Source organism: Pseudonocardia halophobica (genome assembly GCF_050948485.1).
GTDB lineage: Bacteria > Actinomycetota > Actinomycetes > Mycobacteriales > Pseudonocardiaceae > Pseudonocardia > Pseudonocardia halophobica.
In genome coordinates this window covers 7037009-7058259 of the sequence record NZ_CP192046.1, presented here as the reverse complement: position 1 = coordinate 7058259, position 21251 = coordinate 7037009, and the positions used below count along the sequence as shown (strand labels likewise).

Below are 21251 nucleotides of genomic sequence, written 5' to 3'. Positions count from 1 at the left end.
GTTTTTAGCACTCGGGGTGGGTGAGTGCAACCGAACCCGGGTCGACCCCACCGTGGTGTGGGCCCTGCGGCAGGATGGCCGGTGTGAGTGCCGCGAAACCGCCCCGCACCGTCGAGGAGCACCGGGCCGTCGTCGCGGCCCTCCTGCCGCCCACCGGGGTGGAGGTCGTGCCGCTCGCGGAGGCGCGCGGGCGGGTGCTCGCCGAGCCGGTCACCGCGGCGATCTCCCTGCCGCCCTTCGACAACTCCGCGATGGACGGGTACGCCGTCCGGGCCGCCGACGTGGCGGGGGCCACCGCGGACAGCCCGGTCACCCTGCCCGTCGCCGTCGACATCCCGGCCGGTCGCACGGACGTGCCGCCGCTCGAGCCCGGCACCGCCGCCCGGATCATGACCGGCGCCCCGGTGCCCGCGGGTGCCGACGCGATCGTCCAGGTCGAGCTGACGGACGGCGGCACCGAGCGGGTGGCGATCTCCGCGGCGCCTGCGGCGGGCACGCACGTGCGCACCGTCGGTGAGGACGTTTTCGAGGGCACCGCGGTGCTCGACGCCGGCACCGTCCTCGGTGCCGCGCAGATCGGGGTCGCCGCCGCGGTCGGCCGGGCCACGTTGCCGGTGCGCCGCCGGCCGCACGTCCTCGTCCTCTCCACCGGCTCCGAGCTCGTCGCGCCGGGCGAGCCGCTCGCGCCCGGCCAGATCTACGAGTCCAACGGCGCCATGCTCGCCGCGGCGGTGCGGGACGCGGGCGGCACCGCCGACCAGCTCCGCTTCGTCCCGGACGACGTCGAGCAGTTCCGGAAGGTCCTCGCCGAGCGGATCGTCGCGGGCGTCGACCTGGTGGTGACCTCCGGCGGCGTGAGCGCGGGGGCCTACGAGGTGGTGAAGGACGCGCTGACCGGTCACGGCGTGGAGTTCGTCAAGGTCGGCATGCAGCCGGGCGGCCCGCAGGGCGCGGGTGTGGTCGAGTTCGGCGAGGTCAGCTGCCCGGTCGTCACGCTGCCGGGAAACCCCGTGAGCTCGCAGGTCTCCTTCGAGGTGTTCGTGCGCCCCGTGCTGCGCCGGGCGATGGGCCATCCGTACCCCGACCGGCCGGTCGTCACGGCCCGCTCGCGCGAGACGCTCCGCTCGCCCGCCGGGCGCACGCAGTTCCGCCGCGGGACGCTCGACGCGCGGGACGGCACGGTCGGCGAGGTCGGGTCGCCCGCCTCGCACATGCTCGCGGCTCTGGCCAGGGCGGACTGCCTGTTCGTGGTGCCGGCGGAGGCCACCGGCGTGCATCTGGGGGACGAACTCGAGGTGTGGCTGCTCGACAGCGGTCTGTGAGGGGCCTTTAGGGGGTACGGCGCCCCCCTGTCACCCGGAAAGTGGTACGCATCACATGCGGACGGTGCAACACTTCGCGCCGCCAGGACGTCTTACGAGGTGAGTGTTCGGCCGATCGGTGCAGATCATCCAGTTCCTCGCGGATTGATCTGGACGATCGGTCGGGTGCTGGGGATACTTTGAGCGGGGGGCGGGTAACCACCTCTCGACGCACAGGACCTACCGCCCGTCGCTGGGGAGCGGACGAGCGGTTCCAAGGCCGGGGTCGCCGTCTCGGGGGATGGCGGCCCCGGCCCTTTGCTGTCACCGTCCTGTACCGCCCCGTCCGGCCGTCGGGCCCGCAGGGGCCCCACCGCCTGGTCCCGGGATCGCAGTAGCGTGGCGCCCGCGCCCTCCCTCCCGCACCGGCCGGGAGACCGGGAGAACCGGCGTTGCCGACGAGGAGCCGCTGGCACCATGGCCGCGACCACCCCCGCGACCCCGCCCCCGGGCGCCCCCTGGGCCGGCCCCCACGACAGGCCCGGGACCACCTCCGAGCTGCATCCGGCGGGTGCCCCGCCGGCCACCGGCGGCGAGAACCTGGTGCTGCACGCCGCGAAGCTGGTGCGCGAGGCCGTCCCGCCGCTGCACCCCGGCGGCCGCCCGATCATCGCCGCCGTCGCGGCCGCGGCCGGCGCAGTCCGGCTGCTCACGGGCCGGGGCACCGGCGTGGGCCTGCTGGCCACCGCCGCCACCGCGGCCTTCTTCCGCGAGCCGCGGCGTGTGCCGCCGCCGCGCCCGGGCGCCGTCCTCGCCCCGGCCGACGGCACCGTCGCGCTGATCTCCGAGGTCGTCCCGCCCGCGGAGCTGGACCTGCCGCGCGAGCCGGTCACCCGGGTCAGCGTGTTCCTCTCCGTGCTCGACGTGCACGTCCAGCGCATCCCGGTGCACGGCCGGATCCGCTCGGTCGAGTACCGCCCCGGCGCCTTCCTCTCCGCGGACCTGGACAAGGCCAGCGAGGACAACGAGCGCAACGCCCTCGTCCTGGAGACGCAGACCGGGCACCTGGTCGGCGTCGTTCAGATCGCCGGGCTGCTGGCGCGGCGGATCCGCTGCGACGTGAAGCCGGGCGACGAGGTCGCCGCCGGGGAGACCTACGGGCTCATCCGGTTCGGCTCGCGCGTCGACACCTACCTCCCGCCGGGCGTCGCCCCCGAGGTGTCGGTGGGGCAGCGCACCATCGGCGGGGAGACCGTCCTGGCGGACCTCGCCGTGGTGAAGGACGCCGTGGTGAAGGACGCCGTGGTGAAGGACGCCGTGGTGCAGGACGCCGTGGTGCAGGACGCCGTGGTGAACGACGCCGTCGAGAAGGACCGGCCGTGAACACCTACCAGGCGGGCGTGCGGCTGCTGCCCAACGCCGTCACCGTCCTCGCGCTCTGTGCCGGCCTCTCGGCGGTCAACTTCGCGCTGGCCGGCCGGTTCGAGCTGTGCATCGCCGCCGCGGGCGCGGCCGCCCTGTGCGACGCCCTCGACGGCGGCCTCGCCCGCCTGCTCGACGCCAGCAGCCGCATCGGGCAGGAGCTGGACTCGCTGGCGGACCTGGTGTCCTTCGGCGTCGCCCCGGCGCTGGTCATCTACATCTGGTCGCTGCAGGGCACCCGGCTCGGCTGGGTGGTCGCGCTGATCTTCGCCGTCTGCATGGCGCTGCGGCTGGCCCGCTTCAACACCCTGATCGACGACGAGGACCAGCCGCCGTTCGCCAAGGAGTTCTTCGTCGGGGTCCCGGCCCCGGCGGCGGCGCTCACGGCCGGCATCCCGCTCTACCTCTTCCTGCACTTCGGCCCGGGCTGGTGGTCGTCGCCGGTCACCGTCGGGGTGTGGGCGTTGTGCACCGCGGCGCTCATGGTCAGCCGCATCCCCACGCTCTCGCTGAAGACCGCGCGCGTGCGGCCGCGATACGTCGCGCCGCTGCTCGTGCTGGTCGGCGTGGCCGCGGCGATCCTGCTGACCGCGCCCTTCCTCGGGATGGCGCTGATCGCCGTCGGCTACCTGCTGCTCATCCCGTACACGGTGTACCGCTACAAGTGGCTGGAGCGACACCCGGAGGCGTGGGGCATGCCGGTGCGCGAGCGCCGGGCCGTCGCCCGGGCCGCCCGGTCCGCCCGCCGGCTCGGCCTGCGGCCGCCGCTGCGCCGCCGGGTCGCCGGTCGGACCATCGCCGTCGCCCGCAACATGGGCGGGATGGTGCGGCGCCGCAGCGCGGAGGACCCCGTCGAGCCGTTCGACGGCGGCCCCGCGCGCCCGGTCCGGCCGATGCGCCCGCTCGGGCAGACCCGGCGGTTGCCCAGCACCGAGCGCCGCCGGGGGCTGCGGCGCCGCTGAGGGCGCCGTCGAACCGCGCCCGACCCCGCAGGACGCCCCGATCGGATCGATACGGTGAACCGGTGCCCGTGATCACGTTGGTCGCCCGCCTCGCCACGTCCGCCGTCGACGCCCGGCGGGGCGTCGTGCGGCTCCACCCCGAGGTGCTCGACGCGCTGCACCTGCGCAGCTGGGACGCCGTCACCCTCACCGGCGCCCGGATCACCAGCGCCCTCGCCGTCGCCGGCGATCCCGCAGCCGCGCCCGGTCAGGCCCTGCTCGACGACGTCACCCTCTCCAACGCCGGCCTCACCGACGGGTCGTCCGTGGTCGTCGGGCCGGTGGCGGTGGCCCCGGCCCGGCGGGTGGTGCTCGCCGGCTCGCGGCTGGTGCGCAGCGCCGTCCCGCCGGCCACCGCCCGCCTCGCGCTGCTCGGCAAGGTCCTGACGGGCGGCGACGCCGTGTCCCTGCTGCCGCAGGACATCGCGCCGCCGCCCGGGGCGGACGTCCCGAAGGCCCGCCGCGCCCTCGCCGCCGCGATCGGCGGGGCCTGGACCAGCGAGCTGGTCACGGTCTCGCAGGCCGACCCGCCCGGTCCCGTCTCGGTGCACCCGACCACCGTCGTCGGCTGGCTGGACGGCCCGACGACGGCGGACTCCCCGGCGGCCCCGGCCGCCGGGCCGCGGCCGCCGGGCAGGCCCGCCGCGCCGCACCCGGCACCGCCGGCCCCGCCCGGCCCGGACGAGACGGCGGAGCCGACGCTCCCGCTCGACGCCCTGGTCGGCAACACCGCGCCCGCGCGCCGGCTCGTCGAGTGGCTGGAGCTGACCTTCTCGCGGCCCGAGCTGCTGGTCCGCCTCGGCGGCACGCCCCGGCTCGGGGTGCTGGTGACCGGGCCGGAGGGCGTCGGGAAGACGACGCTGGTCCACAGCGTGGCGAGCGCGGTCGGGGCCGGCTGCGTGGAGCTGCCGGGGCCGGCGATCGCGGCGCTGGAGCCGGCGTCGGCCGCGGCGCGGGTGCAGGAGTGCCTGACCCGGGCCCGCGGCGAGGCCGGTGCCGGACGTCCGGTGGTCCTGCTCGTCACGGACGTCGACGCGCTGCTGCCGGCCGCCTCGCCGCCGCCGCTCGCCACCCTGGTCCTCGACGGGCTGCGGGAGGCGATCGGCACGCCGAACCTCGCCCTCGTCGCGACGACGGCGGCGCCCGAGGCCGTCGACCCGCGGTTGCGGGCCCCGGACCTGGCCGACCGGGAGCTCGGGCTGGGCCTGCCGGACGCGTCGGTGCGGGCCGACCTGCTGCGCCGGCTGCTCGCCGACGTCCCGCTGGCCGAGGACGTCGACCTCGCCGCGGTCGCCTCGCGGACCCCCGGGTTCGTCGTGGCCGACCTGGCCGCGGTCCGCCGCGAGGCCGCGGTGACCGCGGCGCTGCGCCACGGGGCCGGGAGCAGCCCCGCCGAGGTCCCCGCCCCGGCCGTGGTCGACGACGCCGCCCCCGGTCCCATGGAGCCCGCGGCCGCCCCGGAGGCGGACGGCGCCCGGATCGAGATGGCCGACCTGCTCGGCGCGGTGGGGTCGGTGCGGCCGATCTCCATGTCCTCCACCGGCACCCTGCAGACCGGCGGCCTCACCCTCGACCAGGTCGGCGACATGACCGAGGTGAAGCAGGCGCTCACCGAGGCGGTGCTCTGGCCGCTGCGGTACCCGGACTCCTTCGCCCGGCTCGGCGTCGAGGCCCCGCGCGGCGTGCTGCTCTACGGCCCGCCCGGCGGCGGCAAGACCTTCCTGCTCCGCGCGCTCGCCGGATCCGGTCAGCTCAACGTGTTCTCGGTGAAGGGCGCCGAGCTGCTGGACAAGTACGTGGGCGAGTCCGAGCGGGCGGTCCGGGAGCTGTTCCGCAAGGCCTCGGACGCCGCCCCGGCGCTCGTGTTCCTCGACGAGGTCGACGCCCTCGCCCCGCGCCGCGGCGGCTCCACCGACTCCGGCGTGGCCGACCGGGTGGTCGCCGCCCTGCTCACCGAGCTCGACGGGGCCACGCCGTTGCGCGACGTCGTGGTGGTCGGCGCGACGAACCGGCCGGAGCTGGTCGATCCCGCGCTGCTGCGCCCGGGGCGCCTGGAGCGGCTGGTCTTCGTGCCGCCGCCCGACGCCGAGGCGCGCGCCGACATCCTGCGCGCGGCGGGCCGCAACACCCCGCTGGCCGCGGACGTGGACCTCGCCGCCCTCGCCGCAGGCCTCGAGGGCTACTCGGCCGCCGACTGCGCGGCCGTGCTGCGCGAGGCCGCGCTGACCGCGATGCGTGAGTCGCTCGACGCCACCGAGGTCACCGCGGCGCATTTGGAGAAGGCCCGCCGGGCCGTCCCGCCGAGCCTCGACCCGGCTCAGGTCGCCGAGCTGGAGGCCTACGCGGCGCGGCGCGCCGCCGACTAGGGCGATACAACGGCGAACGGCGCGCCCCGGGACGGGGCGCGCCGTGCGCTGGGGAGCGGATCGGTCAGTGGGGTGTCACTTGGTCTTGTAGTCCTGGGTGACGATCACGATGAGACCCGGGCTGGCGTCCTGGATGCCCTCGAAGCGCGGCTCCACGCGCAGCCCGTACTCCTGGGCCAGCCGGTCCGCCGAGGCCTGCTCGCTCGTGCCGGGCCGGTAGTAGACCGTGCTGCTCGGGATCACGCCGTACGGGTAGCCGGTGGTGTCGGTGACCGTCCAGCCGCCGTTGCGGAAGTCCGCCGCGGCCCGTGCGGCCAGGCCCTCGACCGTGCTGTTGTTGTAGACGCGCAGCGGCAGCGTGGGGGCGGCCGCCGCGCCGCCGCCGTAGCTCCCGGCGCCGGCGGCGCCCGCAGCGCCCGCAGCGCCCGCGGCCCCGGCGGCCCCGGCGGCACCGCCCGCCACCGGCGGTGCGACCGGCGCGGCCGTCCCGGTCGGCGCGAGCGCGGTGGGGGTGGCGGGGAAGGAGGGCAGCGGGACCTCGTCCGTGCCCGAACCCGGCCCCGGGGTCGCGGGGGCGACCGAGGCGGTGGGCGGGGCCGCGGTGGACCTCGACCCGTCGTCCGAGCCCCCGCCCCCGGTGCCCAGGGTGACCAGCCCGATCACGGCGGCGATCACGGCGACGCCGACGAGCGCGATGCCACCGACCTTCAGCGGCGACGGTCCGGACGCGGGTGCGGTCACGTCAGTCCTCCGGTGCGAGGGCGGCGGGCGGGGTCACGGTCACCACGGCTCCATGCCGAGCCGGCGGGCGGCGCGGGTGCGCTGCCGGCTGGCGCGCAGCCGGCGGAGCCGCTTGACCAGGAGGGGATCGGCGGCGAGCGCCTCGGGGGTGTCGACCAGTGCGTTGAGCACCTGGTAATAGCGGGTGGCCGACATGTCGAACAGCTCACGGATGGCCTGTTCCTTGGCCCCCTGGTACTTCCACCACTGACCCTCGAAGGCGAGGATCTCGCGCTCGCGGCGGTCCAGTTCGCGGACCGGCGGGCCGGCGGGACGGTTCGTCCCGCTGGTTTCCGTGGCGGACTCCATCACGCTCCCTGCACAGTCGCTCCGTCCGGAATGACACGGCTGTCATTCGCGGGCGTCATTGAACCACGATGGACCGACAGAAACGGGGCGGACGCGCCACCCGGCGGCGTGAATCGGGGGAACGCCGGGCGGGTCCCGGGCGGACATTACTGTCTCGGTGTGGCCGTCCGACCCATCGTCATCTTCGGCGATCCCGTCCTGCACACCCCGACCCGCCCCGTCGAGACGTACGACGACGAGCTCCGGGCCCTGGTCGCGGACATGTTCGACACCATGGCGGCGGCGCACGGGGTCGGCCTCGCGGCCAACCAGATCGGCGTCGGGCTGCGGGTGTTCGTCTACGACTGCCCCGACGAGGAGTCGCGGACGATTCGCCGCGGCGTGGTCGTGAACCCGGTGCTCACCACGTCGGACAAGCCGGAGGGCATGCCGGACCCGGACGAGGACGACGAGGGCTGTCTCTCCGTCCCCGGCGAGCAGTACCCGACCGGCCGCGCCGACTGGGCGAAGGTCACGGGCACGGACGAGTTCGGTGAGCCCGTCGAGGTCGAGGGCAAGGGCTTCTTCGCGCGCTGCCTGCAGCACGAGACCGACCACCTCGACGGCCTGCTCTACGTGGACCGCCTCGTGGGGCGCAACCAGCGCGCCGCCAAGAAGATGCTGCGCAGGCACGGCTGGGGCGAGCCCGGCCGGACCTGGGACCCGGCCACCCAGCAGGCCGAGGAGGTCTGACCGGCGCTCCGGGGCCACCCGCCCGGCGGCGGCTCGCGCCCTGTGGCGCGCCCTCGGATGTGCGGGCGAGGACCGCTCGGCATCTCGTTCGGCCGCAGCCGGCCATCGGAGCGGGGGAGCACCACGCGTCGGCGACCTCGCACACCCAACGCGACGTCACACAGGGCGTCGACGGGGTGTGTCGTGCACCCTCCGGGTGTGCAGCGGCCCCGCAGCGGGTGTGCGGCGCTGATTCGGGTGTGTACGGCGCTGGATCGGGTGTGCGGCGCTGAGTCGGGGTGCGGCGGTGCCATGGACCCTGAGCCTGGGAACACGCGGCCCGGCCCCTCCGTTGAGCCTCCTGCAACGCTGTAATCAGGAGGCTCGCCATGGAGGAGCTCGACGCCTACTCCCGCACGGTCAGCACGGTCGCGGCGGAGCTCACGCCCCGCGTCGCGGCCGTCCGGTTCGGCCGCGGCTCCGGTTCGGCGGTCGTGGTCGCGCCGGGGGAGCTGCTGACGAACGCGCACGTCGTGGGCCGTTCCACCCACGGCCGGGCCGACTTCGCCGACGGCGCCCAGGTCCCGGTCCGGGTGACCGGCTCGGACCCACTGTCCGACCTCGCGCTGCTGCGCGCCGACGAGCCGCTCCCGGAGCCCGCGCGTCTCGGCGATGCGGACGCGCTCGTCGTCGGCCAGCTCGTGGTCGCGGTGGGGAACCCGCTCGGGCTGGCCGGGTCGGTCACGGCCGGGGTGGTCAGCGCGCTCGGCCGGGCCCTGCCCACGCGGGACGGATCTGCCGGCCGGGTCGTGGAGGACGTCATCCAGACCGACGCCGCCCTCAACCCCGGCAACTCCGGGGGCGCGCTCGCCGACTCCCGCGGCCGGGTCGTCGGGATCAACACCGCAGTGGCGGGGACCGGCCTCGGGCTGGCCGTGCCGATCAACGCGACCACCCGGCGGATCGTGGAGACGCTGCGCCGCGAGGGCCGGGTCCGCCGCGCCTACCTCGGGGTCGTGGGCGCCCCGGCGCCGGTGCCGGCCGTGGTCGCGGACCGCTACGGGCGGCGCAACGGGCTGCGGCTCGCCGAGGTGGTCACCGGCAGCCCCGCCGAGCGGGCCGGGCTGCGCCGCGGCGACCTGGTGCTCGACGTCGGGCGGAAGCCGGTCGAGGACGCGCAGGGCATTCAGCGCCAGCTCTTCGGCGACGCCATCGGGGTGCCGTTGCCGGTCACGGTGCTGCGCAACGGGGCGATGGTCGACGTCGTCGCCGTCCCCACCGAACTGTGAGCGCCAGGTGCCCCTGGTGGGGCACCTGCCGCTCACGACCCGCTCCGAGCAGGGAAGACGTCAGGACTTGGGGTCCAGCACGAAGACCGGGATCTGCCGGTCCGTCTTCTCCTGGTACTCCGCGTAGGAGGGGTAGGCGTCGACCGCGCGGTCCCACCACGCGGCGCGCTCCGCACCGTCGACCTCGCGGGCGACGTACGTCTTCGTCTCGGTCCCGTCCTGCAGCGGGAACTCGGGGTGCGCCTTGATGTTGTAGTACCAGACCGGGTGCTCGGGGGCCCCGCCCTTGGACGCCACGACCGCATAGCTGCCGTCGTGCTCCACGCGCATCACGGGGGTGTAGCGCAGCTTCCCGGACTTCGCGCCGCGCAGGGTCAGCAGCACGATCGGGCTGCCGAGGACGTCGACGCCCTCGGTCGTGCCCGTCTCCAGGATCTTCTTCGTCTGGTCCTGAACCCAGCCCTCGGGGCTGAGCTCCACCTTCTCGTCGGCCATGCCTCGGAGAACCCGATCTCCCGGCGCGGCATTCCGTGCACGCGGGTGATTCACCCCGGGCTACCGTCCTCGCATGCCCGAACCGTCCCTCGGCACGACCCCGCCCCGCGTCATGACGATCGCGGGGACCGACTCCGGCGGCGGCGCCGGGATCGCGGCGGACCTGCGCACCTTCGCGGCCTGCGGGGTGCACGGCTGCCTCGCCGTGTGTGCCGTCACCGTGCAGAACTCGGTCGGGGTCACGGGCGTGCACACGATCCCGCCGGAGACCGTCGCCGCCCAGATCGCCACCGTGGCGTCGGACATCGGGCTCGACGCGGCCAAGACCGGCATGCTCGCCGGCGCCGAGATCATCGAGGCGGTCGCCGCAGCCTGCGATGCCAACGGCATCGGCGCCGACGGCCGGACGCCGCTGGTCATCGACCCGGTCGCGGCCTCCATGCACGGCGACCAGCTGCTCGCCGACTCCGCGCTCGACGCGTTCCGCGGCCTGCTCTTCCCGCGCGCCACCCTGGTGACCCCGAACCTCGACGAGGTGCGCCTGCTCACCGGGATCGACGTGCACGACCGCGAGGCGCAGTACGCCGCGGCGAAGGAGCTGCACGCCCTCGGCCCGCGGGCGGTGCTCGTCAAGGGCGGGCACCTCGCCGAGGACACGGACGGCTGCCTCGACCTGTTCTTCGACGGCGAGACCTTCACCGAGCTGCCCGGTCCGCGGTTCGCGACCGGCCACACCCACGGCGGCGGCGACTCGCTGGCCGCGGCGATCGCGTCGGGCCTCGCCCGCGGGCTCGCGCTGCCCGAGGCGGTGGGGTTCGGCAAGCGCTACATCGTCCAGGCGGTGCGGCACGCCTATCCACTCGGGCAGGGTCACGGCCCCGTCTCCCCGCTCTGGGCGGTACGTCCCTGGTGGGACACTCCGCCATCTGTGTGAACGTTCGTTCGGTCAGGAAAGGCTGCCCCGAGTGCGGTCCGCAGCTGCGGTGTGCTGCACGCCGGATCGGCCGCTGCAGCGGATCCGTCCATCGAGGCGATCGACTTAGGGCACGCTAACCTGCAGGTCAGGGCCCTGAGGCATGTCGCATGCGGCCGCGCGCGGGGCTAGTGTCGCGCCCGATGAGCATCTTGGGCACGCGCGTTGTCCGTACCGAGGACCCGGTGTTCCTCACACGGGGCGCGACATACACCGACGACCTGACCGACGAGCGGCTCACCGGGGCACTGCACGTGACCCTGGTCCGCTCCCCGCTGGCGCACGCCACGATCAACTCGATCGACGTCGAGGAGGCGCGCAGCGCCCCCGGCGTCGTCGCGGTCTTCACCGGCGCCGACTGCGACATCGCGCCGGCGCTGCTGTTCCCGGCCGCGAACAAGGCGATGCTGCGGCCGTTCCTGGCGACCGACCGGGTGCGCTACGTCGGCGAGGCGGTCGCGGCCGTCCTCACCGAGGAGGCGTACCAGGGCGAGGACGCCGCGGACCTGGTGGACGTCGACTACGAGCCGCTCGACGCGGTGGTCGACATGAAGGAGGCCCTCAAGGACGAGGTCCTCCTGTTCCCCGACGCGGGCACCAACACCGTCACGGGGATGCACCTGGCCAAGGAGGACCCGGGCGACGAGCTGTTCGCCGACTGCGAGGTCGTCGTCAGCCGGGAGATCGTGAACCAGCGGGTCGCGGCGGCGCCGCTGGAGACCCGCGCCGCCTCCGCCTACTGGGGCGAGGACGGCCGCTGCACGATCTTCTGCTCCACGCAGAACGCGCAGAGCGCCCGCGACGAGGTCGCGAGCTGGATGGGCATGGACGCCAAGGACCTCCGGCTGATCCTGCCGGACGTCGGCGGCGGCTTCGGCGCGAAGATCGGCGCCGACCCCGAGTTCGCGCTGGTCGCGTGGCTGTCGAAGAAGGTGGGCCGGCCGGTCCGCTGGAACGAGAGCCGCTCCGAGAACATGACCGGGATGGTGCAGGGCCGTGGCCAGCTGCAGACCATCACGATCGGCGGCGACCGGGACGGCACCGTCAAGGCCTACCGGCTCGACGTCGTGGCCGACGCCGGCGCCTACCCGCGCCTCGGTGTCGTCCTCCCGATGTTCACGCGGATGATGGCGCCCGGCACCTACGACATCCCGAACGTGTTCTCGTCGGCGCAGGTCGTCGCGACCAACACCACGTCGACCGCCGCCTACCGCGGCGCCGGCCGCCCGGAGGCCACCCAGGCCATCGAGCGCGCGATGGACCTCTTCGCGGACGAGATCGGGATGGACCCGGCGGAGCTCCGCAAGAAGAACGTCATCAAGCCCGAGCAGTTCCCCTTCACCACGAAGGGCGGCGCCGAGTACGACTCGGGCGAGTACGCCAAGGCGATCGACCTGGTCTGTCAGGCGGCGGACTACGAGGGCCTGCGGGCCGAGCAGGCGCGCCGCCGCGAGCGCGGGGACGCGCTGCAGCTCGGCATCGGTGTCTCGTCGTATGTCGAGATCACCGGCGGCGGCGCCTTCGTCGAGAACGCGACCGTGCAGGTGCACCCGGACGGCACCGTCACCGTGCTCACCGGCACCTCGCCGCACGGCCAGGGGCACGCGACCGCGTGGGCCATGCTGGCCAGCGAGGAGCTCGGCATTCCGGTCGAGAAGATCACCGTGAAGCACGGCGACACGGACCTGATCCCCACCGGCGCCGGCACCATGGGCTCGCGCAGCCTGCAGACCGGCGGCGTCGCGGTGCACAACGCCTCGGTCGAGCTGGTCGAGCTGGCCAAGCAGCGCGCCGCGGACGTGCTCGAGGCGAGCGTCGGCGACCTGGAGCTGGACAAGGCCACCGGGTCGATCGTGGTCAAGGGCGCCCCGGGCGCGAAGAGCGTCTCGCTGGCCGACCTGGCCGGCACCGAGGAGCTGAAGGTCTTCCACGAGTGGGACGCCAAGAAGCCGACCTTCCCGTTCGGCGCGCACGTCGCCGTCGTCGAGGTCGACGTGGAGTCCGGCAAGGCCACCGTCGAGCGGATCTGGGCGCTCGACGACGCCGGCCCGATCCTCAACCCGCTGATCTTCGACGGCCAGCGGCACGGCGGCATCGCGCAGGGCATCGCACAGGCGATGCTCGAGGAGGTCGTGTTCGACTCCGAGGGCCAGCCGCTCACGGCGACCTTCGCGGACTACGGCATTCCCTCGGCCGCGGAGCTGCCCAGCTTCGACCTGGTCAACATGGAAACCCCCACGACGATCAACTCCATGGGTTTCAAGGGCGTCGGCGAGGCCGGGACCATCGGCTCCTGCCCCGCGGTGCACAACGCGGTGATCGACGCCGTGTCGCACCTCGGCGTCAGCCACATCGACATGCCCCTCACCCCCGTGCGGGTGTGGACCGCCATCCACGAGGCCCAGAAGGAGTCGGCCAAGTGAAGGTAGAGATCACGGTCAACGGCGAGCACACCAGCCACGACGTCGAACCGCGTACCCTGCTCGCGCACTACCTGCGCGAGAACCTCGGGCTGAAGGCCACCAACATCGGCTGCGACACCACGTCCTGCGGCGCCTGCACGGTGCTCGTCGACGGCGAGTCGGTGAAGTCCTGCACGGTCCTCGCGGTCCAGGCCGACCAGCAGTCGGTCACCACGATGGAGGGCCTCGAGGGCGCCGCGCAGGGCGAGCTCGGGCACCCGGTCACCAAGGCCTTCCGCGAGGAGCACGGCCTGCAGTGCGGGTTCTGCACCCCGGGCATGGTGATGTCGGCGATCAGCCTGATCGACGAGAACCCGGACCTGACCGAGAAGGACGTCCGGGAGGGGCTGGAGGGCAACCTCTGCCGCTGCACCGGCTACCACAACATCGTCCGCGCCGTGCTGGTCGCCGCGGGCAAGGACCCCGACGCCGCGCAGGCCGCCGAGGCCGGGTCCGGCGAGCGCACCACGGCACCGGGCTTCTCCACCGGGGAGGGCGACAAGTGATCCCCGTCGGCTTCGACTACCAGCGCCCCGAGTCGGTCGACGCGGCCCTGGCCCTGCTCGCCGAGCACGGCGACGACGCCACGGTGCTGGCCGGCGGGCACTCGCTGCTCCCGGTCATGAAGTTGCGCCTGGCCGCGCCCGAGGTCGTCATCGACATCGGGCGGGTGGCCGAGCTCAACTACATCCGGGTCGACGGCGATGAGGTCGCCATCGGCGCGGGCACCCGCTACCGGGACATCGTGATCTCCGACGTCCTGGCGAAGGAGTGCGCGCTGCTCCCGGCCGTGACCCGGACCGTCGGCGACCCGCAGGTCCGCCACCGCGGCACCCTGGGCGGCGCGCTCGCCCACGGGGACCCGGCCGGCGACCTGCCCGCGGCGATCCTCGCGCTCGAGGGCACGATCGTGCTCCGCAGCCCGCGGGGCGAGCGGAAGGTCCCGATCACCGAGTTCTACACCGGGGTGTTCTCCTCGGTGAAGGAGCCGGACGAGCTGATCGTCGAGATCCGGGTGCCCCGCACGGGCAGCACCGGGTGGGCCTACGAGAAGTTCACCCGGCGCAGCAACGACTGGGCGATCGTGGCCGTGGCCGTGGTGACCGCCGCGGACGGCGCGCGCCGGATCGGGCTGGTCAACATGGGCTCGACCCCGCTGCGGGCGAAGGCCACCGAGGCCGCGCTGGCCGAGGGCAAGAGCATCGAGGAGGCCGCCGCGCTGGCCGCCGAGGGCACCGAGCCCCCGGCCGACAACGCCGGCACCCCCGAGTACCGCCGCCACCTGGTGACGGTGCTGACCCGGCGGGCCCTGCAGACCGCCGCGGGCTGACCCCCGCACGTCCCGGCGTCCCGGTCCCCGTCCGCGGGGGCCGGGACGCCGGCGTTCTCGGGGTCGGTCGGCCCATTGTGTGCCCGGTCTGCCGCGAGGACCCTGACCGGCGTCCGGCGGCGCCGCCGGGGCGCCGCCCCGACCGGAAGGAGGTGGACCGTGTTCGCGCGTTCCACCACCGTCCTGGCCCACCGGGAGAACATGGACCGCGGCATCATGCTGATCCGCGACGAGGTCATGCCCGCGGTGCTCGACATGCCCGGGTGCATCGGCATGTCGATGCTCGCGGACCGGGAGTCCGGCCGCTGCATCGCGACGACGGCCTGGGAGTCCCGCGAGGCGATGGAGGCCTCCGCGACGGCGGTCCGGCCGATGCGCGACCGGGCGGCCGACGCCCTCGGCGGCACCGCGCAGGTCGACGAGTGGGAGATCGGCGTGCTGCACCGCGACCACCCGTCCGCGCCCGGCGCCTGTGTGCGGGTCACGTGGGTGCGGACCGAGCCGGGGACGATGGACCGGGCCGTCGAGTTCTACAAGACGATGCTGCTGCCGGAGATGGAGCAGTGGGACGGGTTCTGCAGCGCCAGCATGCTGCTCGACCGGACCGAGGGGCTCTCCGTCTCGTCCGTGACCTACGACAGTCGCGAGGCCATGGCCGCGGTCCGCGACCGGGCCTCCCGCTTCCGGGACCAGGCCATGCAGGAGATCGGCGGCGAGGTCCTCGAGGTCCGCGAGTTCGAGCTGGCCCTGGCCCACCTGCGGGTGCCCGAGCTCGTCTGACCGTGTGCGTCGGGGCGCCGGCCGGACCGGCCGGCGCCCTGGGCGTGCGCTCGTCAGGCCCCGGGTGCCGGCACCTCGGTGACGGTCCGCGCGGTCGTCGTACTCCAGGCGCAGGGCCCGGCTGATCGTCGCGTGCATCTCGTACAGGCAGGTCACGTAGGTCAGCAGGAGGATCTGCTCGTCGTCGAGGCCGCCCGCCCGCAGCGCCTCGACGACGCCGTCCGGGACCCGGCCGCCGTCGAGCACCGGGGCGTCGGTGTAGGCGAGGACCGCCCGCTCCACCGGGCTCCAGCAGTCCGCGGCCGCCCACGCCGGAATCGCCGCGATCCGCTCCTCCGGCACGTCGAGGGTCCGCAGGGCCTTGCAGTGCTGGGAGAACACGAACGCACTGCCCCGCGCCCAGCCTGCCCGGCACTGGCCGAGCTCGCGCAGCACCGGGTCGAGCCGGGCGCCCCGGTAGAGGGCGAAGCCGTCGACGGCGTGCCGGAAGGTGTCGAGGGACAGCGCGAACACCGTCCACCAGTCACCGGGGGTCCCGGTGGCGGTGCCGGGCTCGGCCACCGGGTCGCGGTCCGGGCCGAAGAGCCGGTCGTAGAACTCGAGGATGCGCGGATCGGTGACCTCCGCGCGCGGGACCTGGCGCAGCCGCGGCATCAGGCGGTCGCCGTCGGGACGCACCGGTCGGCGGCCGTCCGCGGGGCGTGCGTGACGTCCTCGGGCCCGAAGGAGCGGGTCCAGCAGGTGGACTCCAGCAGCTCGCCGTCCGGGCCGGAGAAGTAGAACGACCGCACGAAGACGCCCGGGTGGAACTCGCGCGCCACCGTGCTCGGGCTGTCGTCGTGGTCGAGGATCGGGCTGACGTCGACGCCCTTGGCCGCGAGCCGGTGCCGGTACTCCTCGAACTCCTGCACCGGGACGTGGAAGGCCACGTGGTTCATCGAGCCGGTCGCGCTCGCCAGGTCGCCCTCGCCCGGCTTGACGGCCGGTGCGGAGATGCCGGGCACGCCGTCGGGCGCGTCGGGGAACCAGAAGAAGGCCAGGCAGTCGCCGCCGCCGCAGTCGAAGAAGAAGTGCTGGCCCCGCCGGGCAGCTCGATGGTCTTGATCAGCGGCATGCCCAGCACGCCGGAGTAGAAGTCGATCGTGCGCGCCATGTCCGAGCAGACGAGCGCGAGGTGGTTGATGCCGCCGAGCCGGAACTCGGTGTTGACGGCGCCCATGCCGTGCCCTCCTCCTAAGGCTTCCCCGTCGAGGTGCTCCTGGGGAACCCCGCGGGTGACGGTGACGTCAACGGTCGATAACCAGCCACCCGCCGTGGTGCTCCGAGACCTCGAAGGGCAGGCCGGTCTCCTCGCCGAGCCGCTGCAGCGCGTCGGCGTCGAACGTCGTCACGTGCCCCCAGGTCTCGTTGGGGAGCTGCTCGAACGGCACGGCGACGACGACCCGGCGCCGGGCCAGCCGGATCGCCTCGGCCAGCACGGCCTTGCCCTCCTCGGCGGGCAGGTGCTCGAGCAGGTGCACGGCGAACACGGTGTCGGCGTGGCCGTCGGGCAGCGGGACGTGGCGGGCGTCGGCGACGACGGTGTCGACGGACAGCCCGAGCCGCGGGGCCATCCGGTCGAGCAGGCCGACGGTGCCGGGAACGAGGTCGGTCGCGGTGACCTCGTGCCCGGCCTGCGCGAGCCGCAGCGCGAGGAACCCGAAGCAGGACCCCAGCTCCAGCACGCTCCCGACGGCCAGCTCCTCGGCCCGCTCGTGCACCGGCTTGAGCTCGGCGTTCGTGCCGCCGGGCTCCGGCTCGCCGCGCAGCGCGTTAAGGGTGTTGCGGTAGAACGCGAGCCAGGCCTCCTCGGGGTCCGGGGCGCCCGAGGTGACGATCGCGACGAAGGCCTCCTCGAACCGCTCCGGCGGCAGCACCCCGGGCACGACGAGCGTGCGGTCCAGCCAACCGGCCAGGTCGTTGTCCAGCCGTGCGAGCCCGATCATGGCGCTCCCTTCCGCTCCTCCCCGACGCTAGGGACGCGCGGAGCGGGACGGGACGGCGCGACGCGCGAACCGTCCGGCCCGGCACGGCGAACCGTCCGACCGGGCAGGGCGGGATCGGCCCGTCCGGCGGGCGCACGGGGAGTGCCGGCCCGACCGGCGCCGGGTCAGGGAACCGTTCGATGGTCGCCTCGACCCAGCGGCGCAGGGCGTCGAGCGGGGCGTTGGCGTCCCGGAATACCGTCGCGCCATGAGCACACGCACCACCGCGATCGACGCCTTCACGTTCACCGAGATCGGCCACGAGGTCGCCGACCCCGGCCCGCACGACCTGCTCGTCGAGGTGCGGGCCGTCTCGGTGAACCCGGTCGACACCAAGGTCCGGGCCGGGCTCGACGCCCCGCGCGTCCTCGGCTTCGACGCCGCCGGCGTGGTGCGCGCCGTCGGCTCCGCGGTCACCGCGTACGCCCCGGGCGACGAGGTCTACTACGCGGGCACCATCGACCGGCCGGGCAGCAACGCCGGCCTCCAGCTGGTCGACGAGCACGTCGTGGGCCGCAAGCCGCGCACGCTGGACTGGGCGGAGGCCGCGGCGCTGCCGCTGACCACCATCACCGCCTGGGAGACCCTGTTCGACGCCCTGCGGCTCGGCGCGTCCAGCACGGGGCGCCTGCTCGTCGTGTCGGCGGCCGGAGGGGTCGGGGCGATGGTGACCCAGCTGGCCAAGACGCTGACCGGCGTCGAGGTGATCGGCACGGCGTCGCGCGAGGAATCCGCGGAGTTCGCGCGGAGCATGGGCGCGGACCACATCGCGGACCACCACTCGCTGGTCGAGTCGGTGCGGAAGGTGGTCCCGGACGTCCGGTACGTGTTCTCGTCGGTCTCGGGCAAGAACGTCGAGGCCTACGCGGAGCTGCTCACCCCGCGCGGCGAGATCGTGGCGATCGACGAGCCGCCGGGCATGGACCTGCTCCCGCTGAAGTCGAAGAGCATCACCTGGCACTGGGAGCTGATGTTCACCCGGCCGCTGTTCCAGAAGACCGACGCCACCCAGCGCGAGCTGCTGAACCGCGTCGCGGAGCTGGTCGACGAGGGCCGGATCCGCACCACCCTCACCACCACGTTCGACGGCCTGACCGGGGAGAACCTGCGCAAGGCCCACGAGCAGCTGGAGTCCGGCCACACGATCGGCAAGGTCGCCCTGACCCTCTGAGATGAGCGAACGGCGCTCTCGCTCACCAGGAATGAGCGAGAGCGCAGTTCGCTCATGGGGGAGTCAGCGGCCGATCAGTTCGCCGGCCATCTCGGTGGTGGTCTGCTCCAGGCCGGTGAGGTCCCGGACGACCCGGACGCGGTCGCAGTACTCGGCGTAGTCCGGGAGGTCGCAGCGGCCCAGGCCCCACGAGTAGCGGGGCTCGGGCGTCAGCCAGATGGTCTCCCGGGCGCGCCGGGTGATCTCGACGAACGCCTCCATGTTCGGGTCGTTGCCGTTGCCCCGGCCGTCGCCGAGGATCAGCACCGTCGAGCGCCGGGTCACCGCCGAGCCGTGCTCCTCGAGGAACCGGCCGAAGGCCAGCCCGTAGTTCGAGTTGGCGTCGACGTCGACCACGTCGCCGCCGAAGACCAGCCCGAGCGCGTGCTCCACGGGGTGGTCGGCGAACAGCTCCGTGATCTCGGCGATCTCGTCGACGAACGCGAACGACCGGACCTGCCCGAACAGGTCCTGCAGGCCGTGGACCAGGTGCAACGTGAACCGGGCCGTGGCCCGCACCGACAGCGACACGTCCGTCAGGACGACGAGCCGGGGCTTGTCCTCCTGCCGGCGCACCGTGACCGGGGTGAACGGGACGCCGTCGAACCGCATGTTCTTGCGCATGGTGCGGCCCGAGTCGATCCGGCCCTGCGGGGAGACCCGGCGGCGGTGCGTCAGCGCCCCGTGCAGCGTCTTCGCCAGGCGGCGCAGCGAGTCCTCCAGCTGCATCCGCTCGGTCTCGCCGGCCCGGTCCACCTCGGCGACCCGCCCGTCGCCCTCGCCGCCGTCGATGATCCGCTGCTCGATCTCCAGCAGCCGCTCCAGGTGCGCCTTGATGGCCTCCGGGAGGTTCCGCAGGACGCCGGCGAGCCGGCGGCGCAGGGCCGCGGCGTCGTCCTCCGTCCCCTCCGTGGCGCCGACGTCCTCCTCCGCGGCGGTCAGCCAGCCCAGCAACGCCTCCTGCTCGGCGACGGAGAGGTCGGCGTCGACCTTGGTTCCGGTGGCCGTGGAGATGTCGCCGGGCAGCCCCGCGCCGGAGAGCCGGTCGGTCTCGATCTGCACCCGGTTGCCCTCGGACAGCGGCTGCCCCTGGTTGTCCTTGGAGAAGACGATCTCCTCGGTCATCGCGGCCAGGTCGATCTTGTTGGCCTCCTGGTGCAGGTTGTACTGCTGCGCAAGGTCCTCCGGGTCGAAGTAGTCCCGGATGTCGACGGGCTTGCCGTGCTCGTGGCCCTGCTGCGGGGTCTCCGAGGGGTCCTCGGAGAAGGTGAAGTCGTCGAGCGTGCCCTCGTCTGAGAGGCCGCCGTGGCCGTGCCCGTGACCGTGCCCGGTCTCCGGCTCACCCACCTTGACCAGCGAGAAGAACAGGTCGAAGACCTCGTCGAAGGTCGCCTGGTCCCGCCGGTCCTTCACCAGCGCGACGCGCAGCGCCTCCTTGAGGACCGCCTTGTCGGCCAGCACGCCCGGCTGCGACGCGCACCGCATGGCGTCGACGGCCTCGGAGACCGAGACCCGCACGCCGCGGATGCGCAGCAGCCGGACGAACCGGTGGATGCTGGCCTCCATCTAGAGCGCCCGCTTGCGTCCGAGGCCGAAGGAACGCGAACCCTGGCCCGAGGTGACCGACCGGGGCTTGGCGGGGGCGTCGCGCTCGGATCCCTTGGCGTAGTTCGGCGTGCCGTAGACGCCCTCGCCGTGCCGGCCGGCGGCGTCCCGGTCGGCGCGGACCTGCCGGCCGTCGACGTCCCCGTCGTCGTCCTCGTCGTGCGAGTGGCCATGGCCATGGCCATGGCCGTGCCCGTGGCCGGGCTCCTCGATCCCGGCGTTCGGGTCGACGAGGCGGGGCAGGGCGTCGAGCGCCTTCTTGACGTCCTTGTCGTACTTGACGACCACGGAGACGGTGTCCGAGAGGACCTGCGAGTTCAGCTCGTCGACGCCGAGGACCGCCAGCGTGCGGGCCCAGTCGATCGTCTCGGAGATGCTCGGCGCCTTGCGCAGCTCGAGCTCGCGCAGCCCGCGCACGACGTTGACCAGCTCCTCGGCGAGCGAGTCCGCCAGCCCGGTCTTCTTCGAGCGGACGATCTCCAGCTCGCGCTCGGCGGAGGGGTAGTCGAGGAACAGGTGCAGGCAGCGGCGCTTGAGCGCGGCCGCGAGGTCGCGGGTGTTGTTCGAGGTCAGCAGCACGTACGGGCGCTGCTTCGCGGAGAAGGTCCCGACCTCGGGCACGGAGATCTGGAACTCGCCGAGGGTCTCCAGGAGCACGGCCTCCAGAGCTTCGTCAGCTCTGTCGACCTCGTCGATCAGCAGCACGACGGGCTGCTCGGAGCGGATCGCCTCGAGCAGTGGGCGCGGCGCGAGGAAACGCTCGGAGAAGAACACGCTCTCGTTCTCGCCGATCCGCTCGACGGCCGTGGCCAGGTCCGGGGCGTCCTCGACGACCTGCCCGATCTTCTCGCGCAGGATCTGCGTGTACATGAGCTGCTTGCCGTAGTCCCACTCGTACAGGGCCTTCGTCTCGTCCTGGCCCTCGTAGCACTGCAGGCGGAGCAGCCGGCGGCCGGTCGCCGCCGCGAGCATCTTGGCCAGCTCGGTCTTGCCGACGCCGGCGGGCCCCTCGAGCAGCAGCGGCTTGTCCAGCCGGGTGAGCAGGAAGACCGTCGTGGCGAGCCGGGTGTCGGCGATGTAGCCCTGGTCGTGGAGCGCGGCCACGACCTCGTCGACGGACTCGAACGGCGGGTCGGGATCGGTCTGCGGGCCGTCGGAGAGGCCGTCGGACAGGCTGGTCAAGGCCGGAACTC

20 protein-coding genes and 1 pseudogene are annotated in these 21251 nt (G+C 74.0%); 12 read left to right on the top strand and 9 right to left on the bottom strand.

The window, feature by feature from the left end; genetic code table 11:
- Positions 1-74: 74 nt before the first annotated feature.
- The 4 genes from moeA (at position 75) to ACQP04_RS33690 (ending at position 6090) form a co-directional block, all read left to right on the top strand.
- Positions 75-1322, top strand: a complete 1248-nt coding sequence (gene moeA / locus ACQP04_RS33705; protein ID WP_433504489.1) for a molybdopterin molybdotransferase MoeA — start codon at positions 75-77, stop codon at positions 1320-1322.
- Between the two features lie 456 nt (positions 1323-1778).
- Positions 1779-2684 carry a phosphatidylserine decarboxylase gene (locus ACQP04_RS33700; protein ID WP_433504488.1) on the top strand — a complete coding sequence of 302 codons (906 nt, stop codon included), beginning with the start codon at positions 1779-1781 and terminating at the stop codon, positions 2682-2684.
- Positions 2681-3685 (top strand): CDP-alcohol phosphatidyltransferase family protein, encoded by a 1005-nt coding sequence (locus ACQP04_RS33695; RefSeq protein ID WP_433504487.1) that lies wholly within the window; start codon positions 2681-2683, stop codon positions 3683-3685. The genes ACQP04_RS33700 and ACQP04_RS33695 overlap by 4 nt, the downstream gene beginning before the upstream one ends.
- Before the next feature lie 62 nt (positions 3686-3747).
- Complete coding sequence (locus tag ACQP04_RS33690) at positions 3748-6090, top strand: AAA family ATPase (RefSeq protein WP_433504486.1); 2343 nt, start codon at positions 3748-3750, stop codon at positions 6088-6090.
- Between the two features lie 75 nt (positions 6091-6165).
- Here the strand turns inward: ACQP04_RS33690 and ACQP04_RS33685 are convergent, their stop codons facing one another.
- Complete coding sequence (locus ACQP04_RS33685; RefSeq protein WP_433504485.1) at positions 6166-6831, bottom strand: LytR C-terminal domain-containing protein; 666 nt, start codon at positions 6829-6831, stop codon at positions 6166-6168.
- A gap of 39 nt (positions 6832-6870) precedes the next feature.
- The gene (locus ACQP04_RS33680; RefSeq protein WP_037048722.1) at positions 6871-7179 is read right to left on the bottom strand and encodes a DUF3263 domain-containing protein; all 309 of its coding nucleotides are present in this window, start codon (positions 7177-7179) and stop codon (positions 6871-6873) included.
- 159 nt (positions 7180-7338) lie between these two features.
- Between ACQP04_RS33680 and ACQP04_RS33675 the strand changes: the two genes are divergently transcribed.
- Positions 7339-7911, top strand: coding sequence for a peptide deformylase (locus ACQP04_RS33675; protein WP_433504484.1), 573 nt, complete (start codon positions 7339-7341; stop codon positions 7909-7911).
- 368 nt (positions 7912-8279) lie between these two features.
- On the top strand, positions 8280-9179 hold the full coding sequence (locus tag ACQP04_RS33670; RefSeq protein WP_433504483.1) for a S1C family serine protease: 900 nt from the start codon (positions 8280-8282) through the stop codon (positions 9177-9179).
- Positions 9180-9239: 60 nt separating this feature from the next.
- On the opposite strand, the gene ACQP04_RS33665 is transcribed toward ACQP04_RS33670, so the two are convergent.
- Positions 9240-9674: a nitroreductase family deazaflavin-dependent oxidoreductase gene (locus tag ACQP04_RS33665; RefSeq protein ID WP_433504482.1), complete on the bottom strand. Its 435-nt coding sequence runs from the start codon at positions 9672-9674 to the stop codon at positions 9240-9242.
- A 73-nt stretch (positions 9675-9747) separates the two neighbouring features.
- Here ACQP04_RS33665 and thiD point away from each other — a divergent pair, with 73 nt between their 5' ends.
- From thiD to ACQP04_RS33640, 5 genes are all read left to right on the top strand, one after another.
- Positions 9748-10608 (top strand): bifunctional hydroxymethylpyrimidine kinase/phosphomethylpyrimidine kinase, encoded by an 861-nt coding sequence (gene thiD / locus ACQP04_RS33660; protein ID WP_433504481.1) that lies wholly within the window; start codon positions 9748-9750, stop codon positions 10606-10608.
- A gap of 182 nt (positions 10609-10790) precedes the next feature.
- Positions 10791-13070 (top strand): xanthine dehydrogenase family protein molybdopterin-binding subunit, encoded by a 2280-nt coding sequence (locus ACQP04_RS33655; RefSeq protein WP_433504480.1) that lies wholly within the window; start codon positions 10791-10793, stop codon positions 13068-13070.
- Complete coding sequence (locus ACQP04_RS33650) at positions 13067-13615, top strand: (2Fe-2S)-binding protein (protein WP_433504479.1); 549 nt, start codon at positions 13067-13069, stop codon at positions 13613-13615. Before ACQP04_RS33655 ends, ACQP04_RS33650 begins: the two co-directional genes overlap by 4 nt.
- Positions 13612-14439, top strand: a complete 828-nt coding sequence (locus ACQP04_RS33645; RefSeq protein ID WP_433504478.1) for an FAD binding domain-containing protein — start codon at positions 13612-13614, stop codon at positions 14437-14439. Before ACQP04_RS33650 ends, ACQP04_RS33645 begins: the two co-directional genes overlap by 4 nt.
- 159 nt (positions 14440-14598) lie before the next feature.
- Positions 14599-15219 (top strand): antibiotic biosynthesis monooxygenase, encoded by a 621-nt coding sequence (locus tag ACQP04_RS33640; protein ID WP_433504477.1) that lies wholly within the window; start codon positions 14599-14601, stop codon positions 15217-15219.
- Positions 15220-15483: 264 nt separating this feature from the next.
- Here the strand turns inward: ACQP04_RS33640 and ACQP04_RS33635 are convergent.
- The 4 genes and pseudogenes from ACQP04_RS33635 to mftM form a co-directional block, all read right to left on the bottom strand.
- Positions 15484-15873 (bottom strand): annotated as a pseudogene (locus tag ACQP04_RS33635) (carboxymuconolactone decarboxylase family protein); the annotation flags it as partial.
- Positions 15873-16223 carry a hypothetical protein gene (locus tag ACQP04_RS33630; RefSeq protein ID WP_433504476.1) on the bottom strand — a complete coding sequence of 117 codons (351 nt, stop codon included), beginning with the start codon at positions 16221-16223 and terminating at the stop codon, positions 15873-15875. The pseudogene ACQP04_RS33635 and the gene ACQP04_RS33630, both read right to left, overlap by 1 nt.
- Entirely contained in the window at positions 16154-16438 is a 285-nt protein-coding gene (locus tag ACQP04_RS33625; RefSeq protein ID WP_433504475.1) for a VOC family protein, read from the bottom strand. The genes ACQP04_RS33630 and ACQP04_RS33625 overlap by 70 nt, the downstream gene beginning before the upstream one ends.
- 67 nt (positions 16439-16505) lie before the next feature.
- The gene (mftM, locus tag ACQP04_RS33620) at positions 16506-17204 is read right to left on the bottom strand and encodes a mycofactocin oligosaccharide methyltransferase MftM (RefSeq protein ID WP_433504474.1); all 699 of its coding nucleotides are present in this window, start codon (positions 17202-17204) and stop codon (positions 16506-16508) included.
- A 247-nt stretch (positions 17205-17451) separates the two neighbouring features.
- Between mftM and ACQP04_RS33615 the strand changes: the two genes are divergently transcribed.
- Positions 17452-18414, top strand: a complete 963-nt coding sequence (locus ACQP04_RS33615; protein WP_433504473.1) for a zinc-binding alcohol dehydrogenase family protein — start codon at positions 17452-17454, stop codon at positions 18412-18414.
- Positions 18415-18477: 63 nt separating this feature from the next.
- Here ACQP04_RS33615 and ACQP04_RS33610 read toward each other — a convergent pair whose 3' ends face one another.
- Positions 18478-20019, bottom strand: a complete 1542-nt coding sequence (locus ACQP04_RS33610; protein ID WP_433504472.1) for a VWA domain-containing protein — start codon at positions 20017-20019, stop codon at positions 18478-18480.
- Positions 20020-21240 (bottom strand): AAA family ATPase, encoded by a 1221-nt coding sequence (locus tag ACQP04_RS33605; RefSeq protein WP_433504471.1) that lies wholly within the window; start codon positions 21238-21240, stop codon positions 20020-20022. It abuts the gene before it with no gap.
- Positions 21241-21251: the final 11 nt, after the last annotated feature.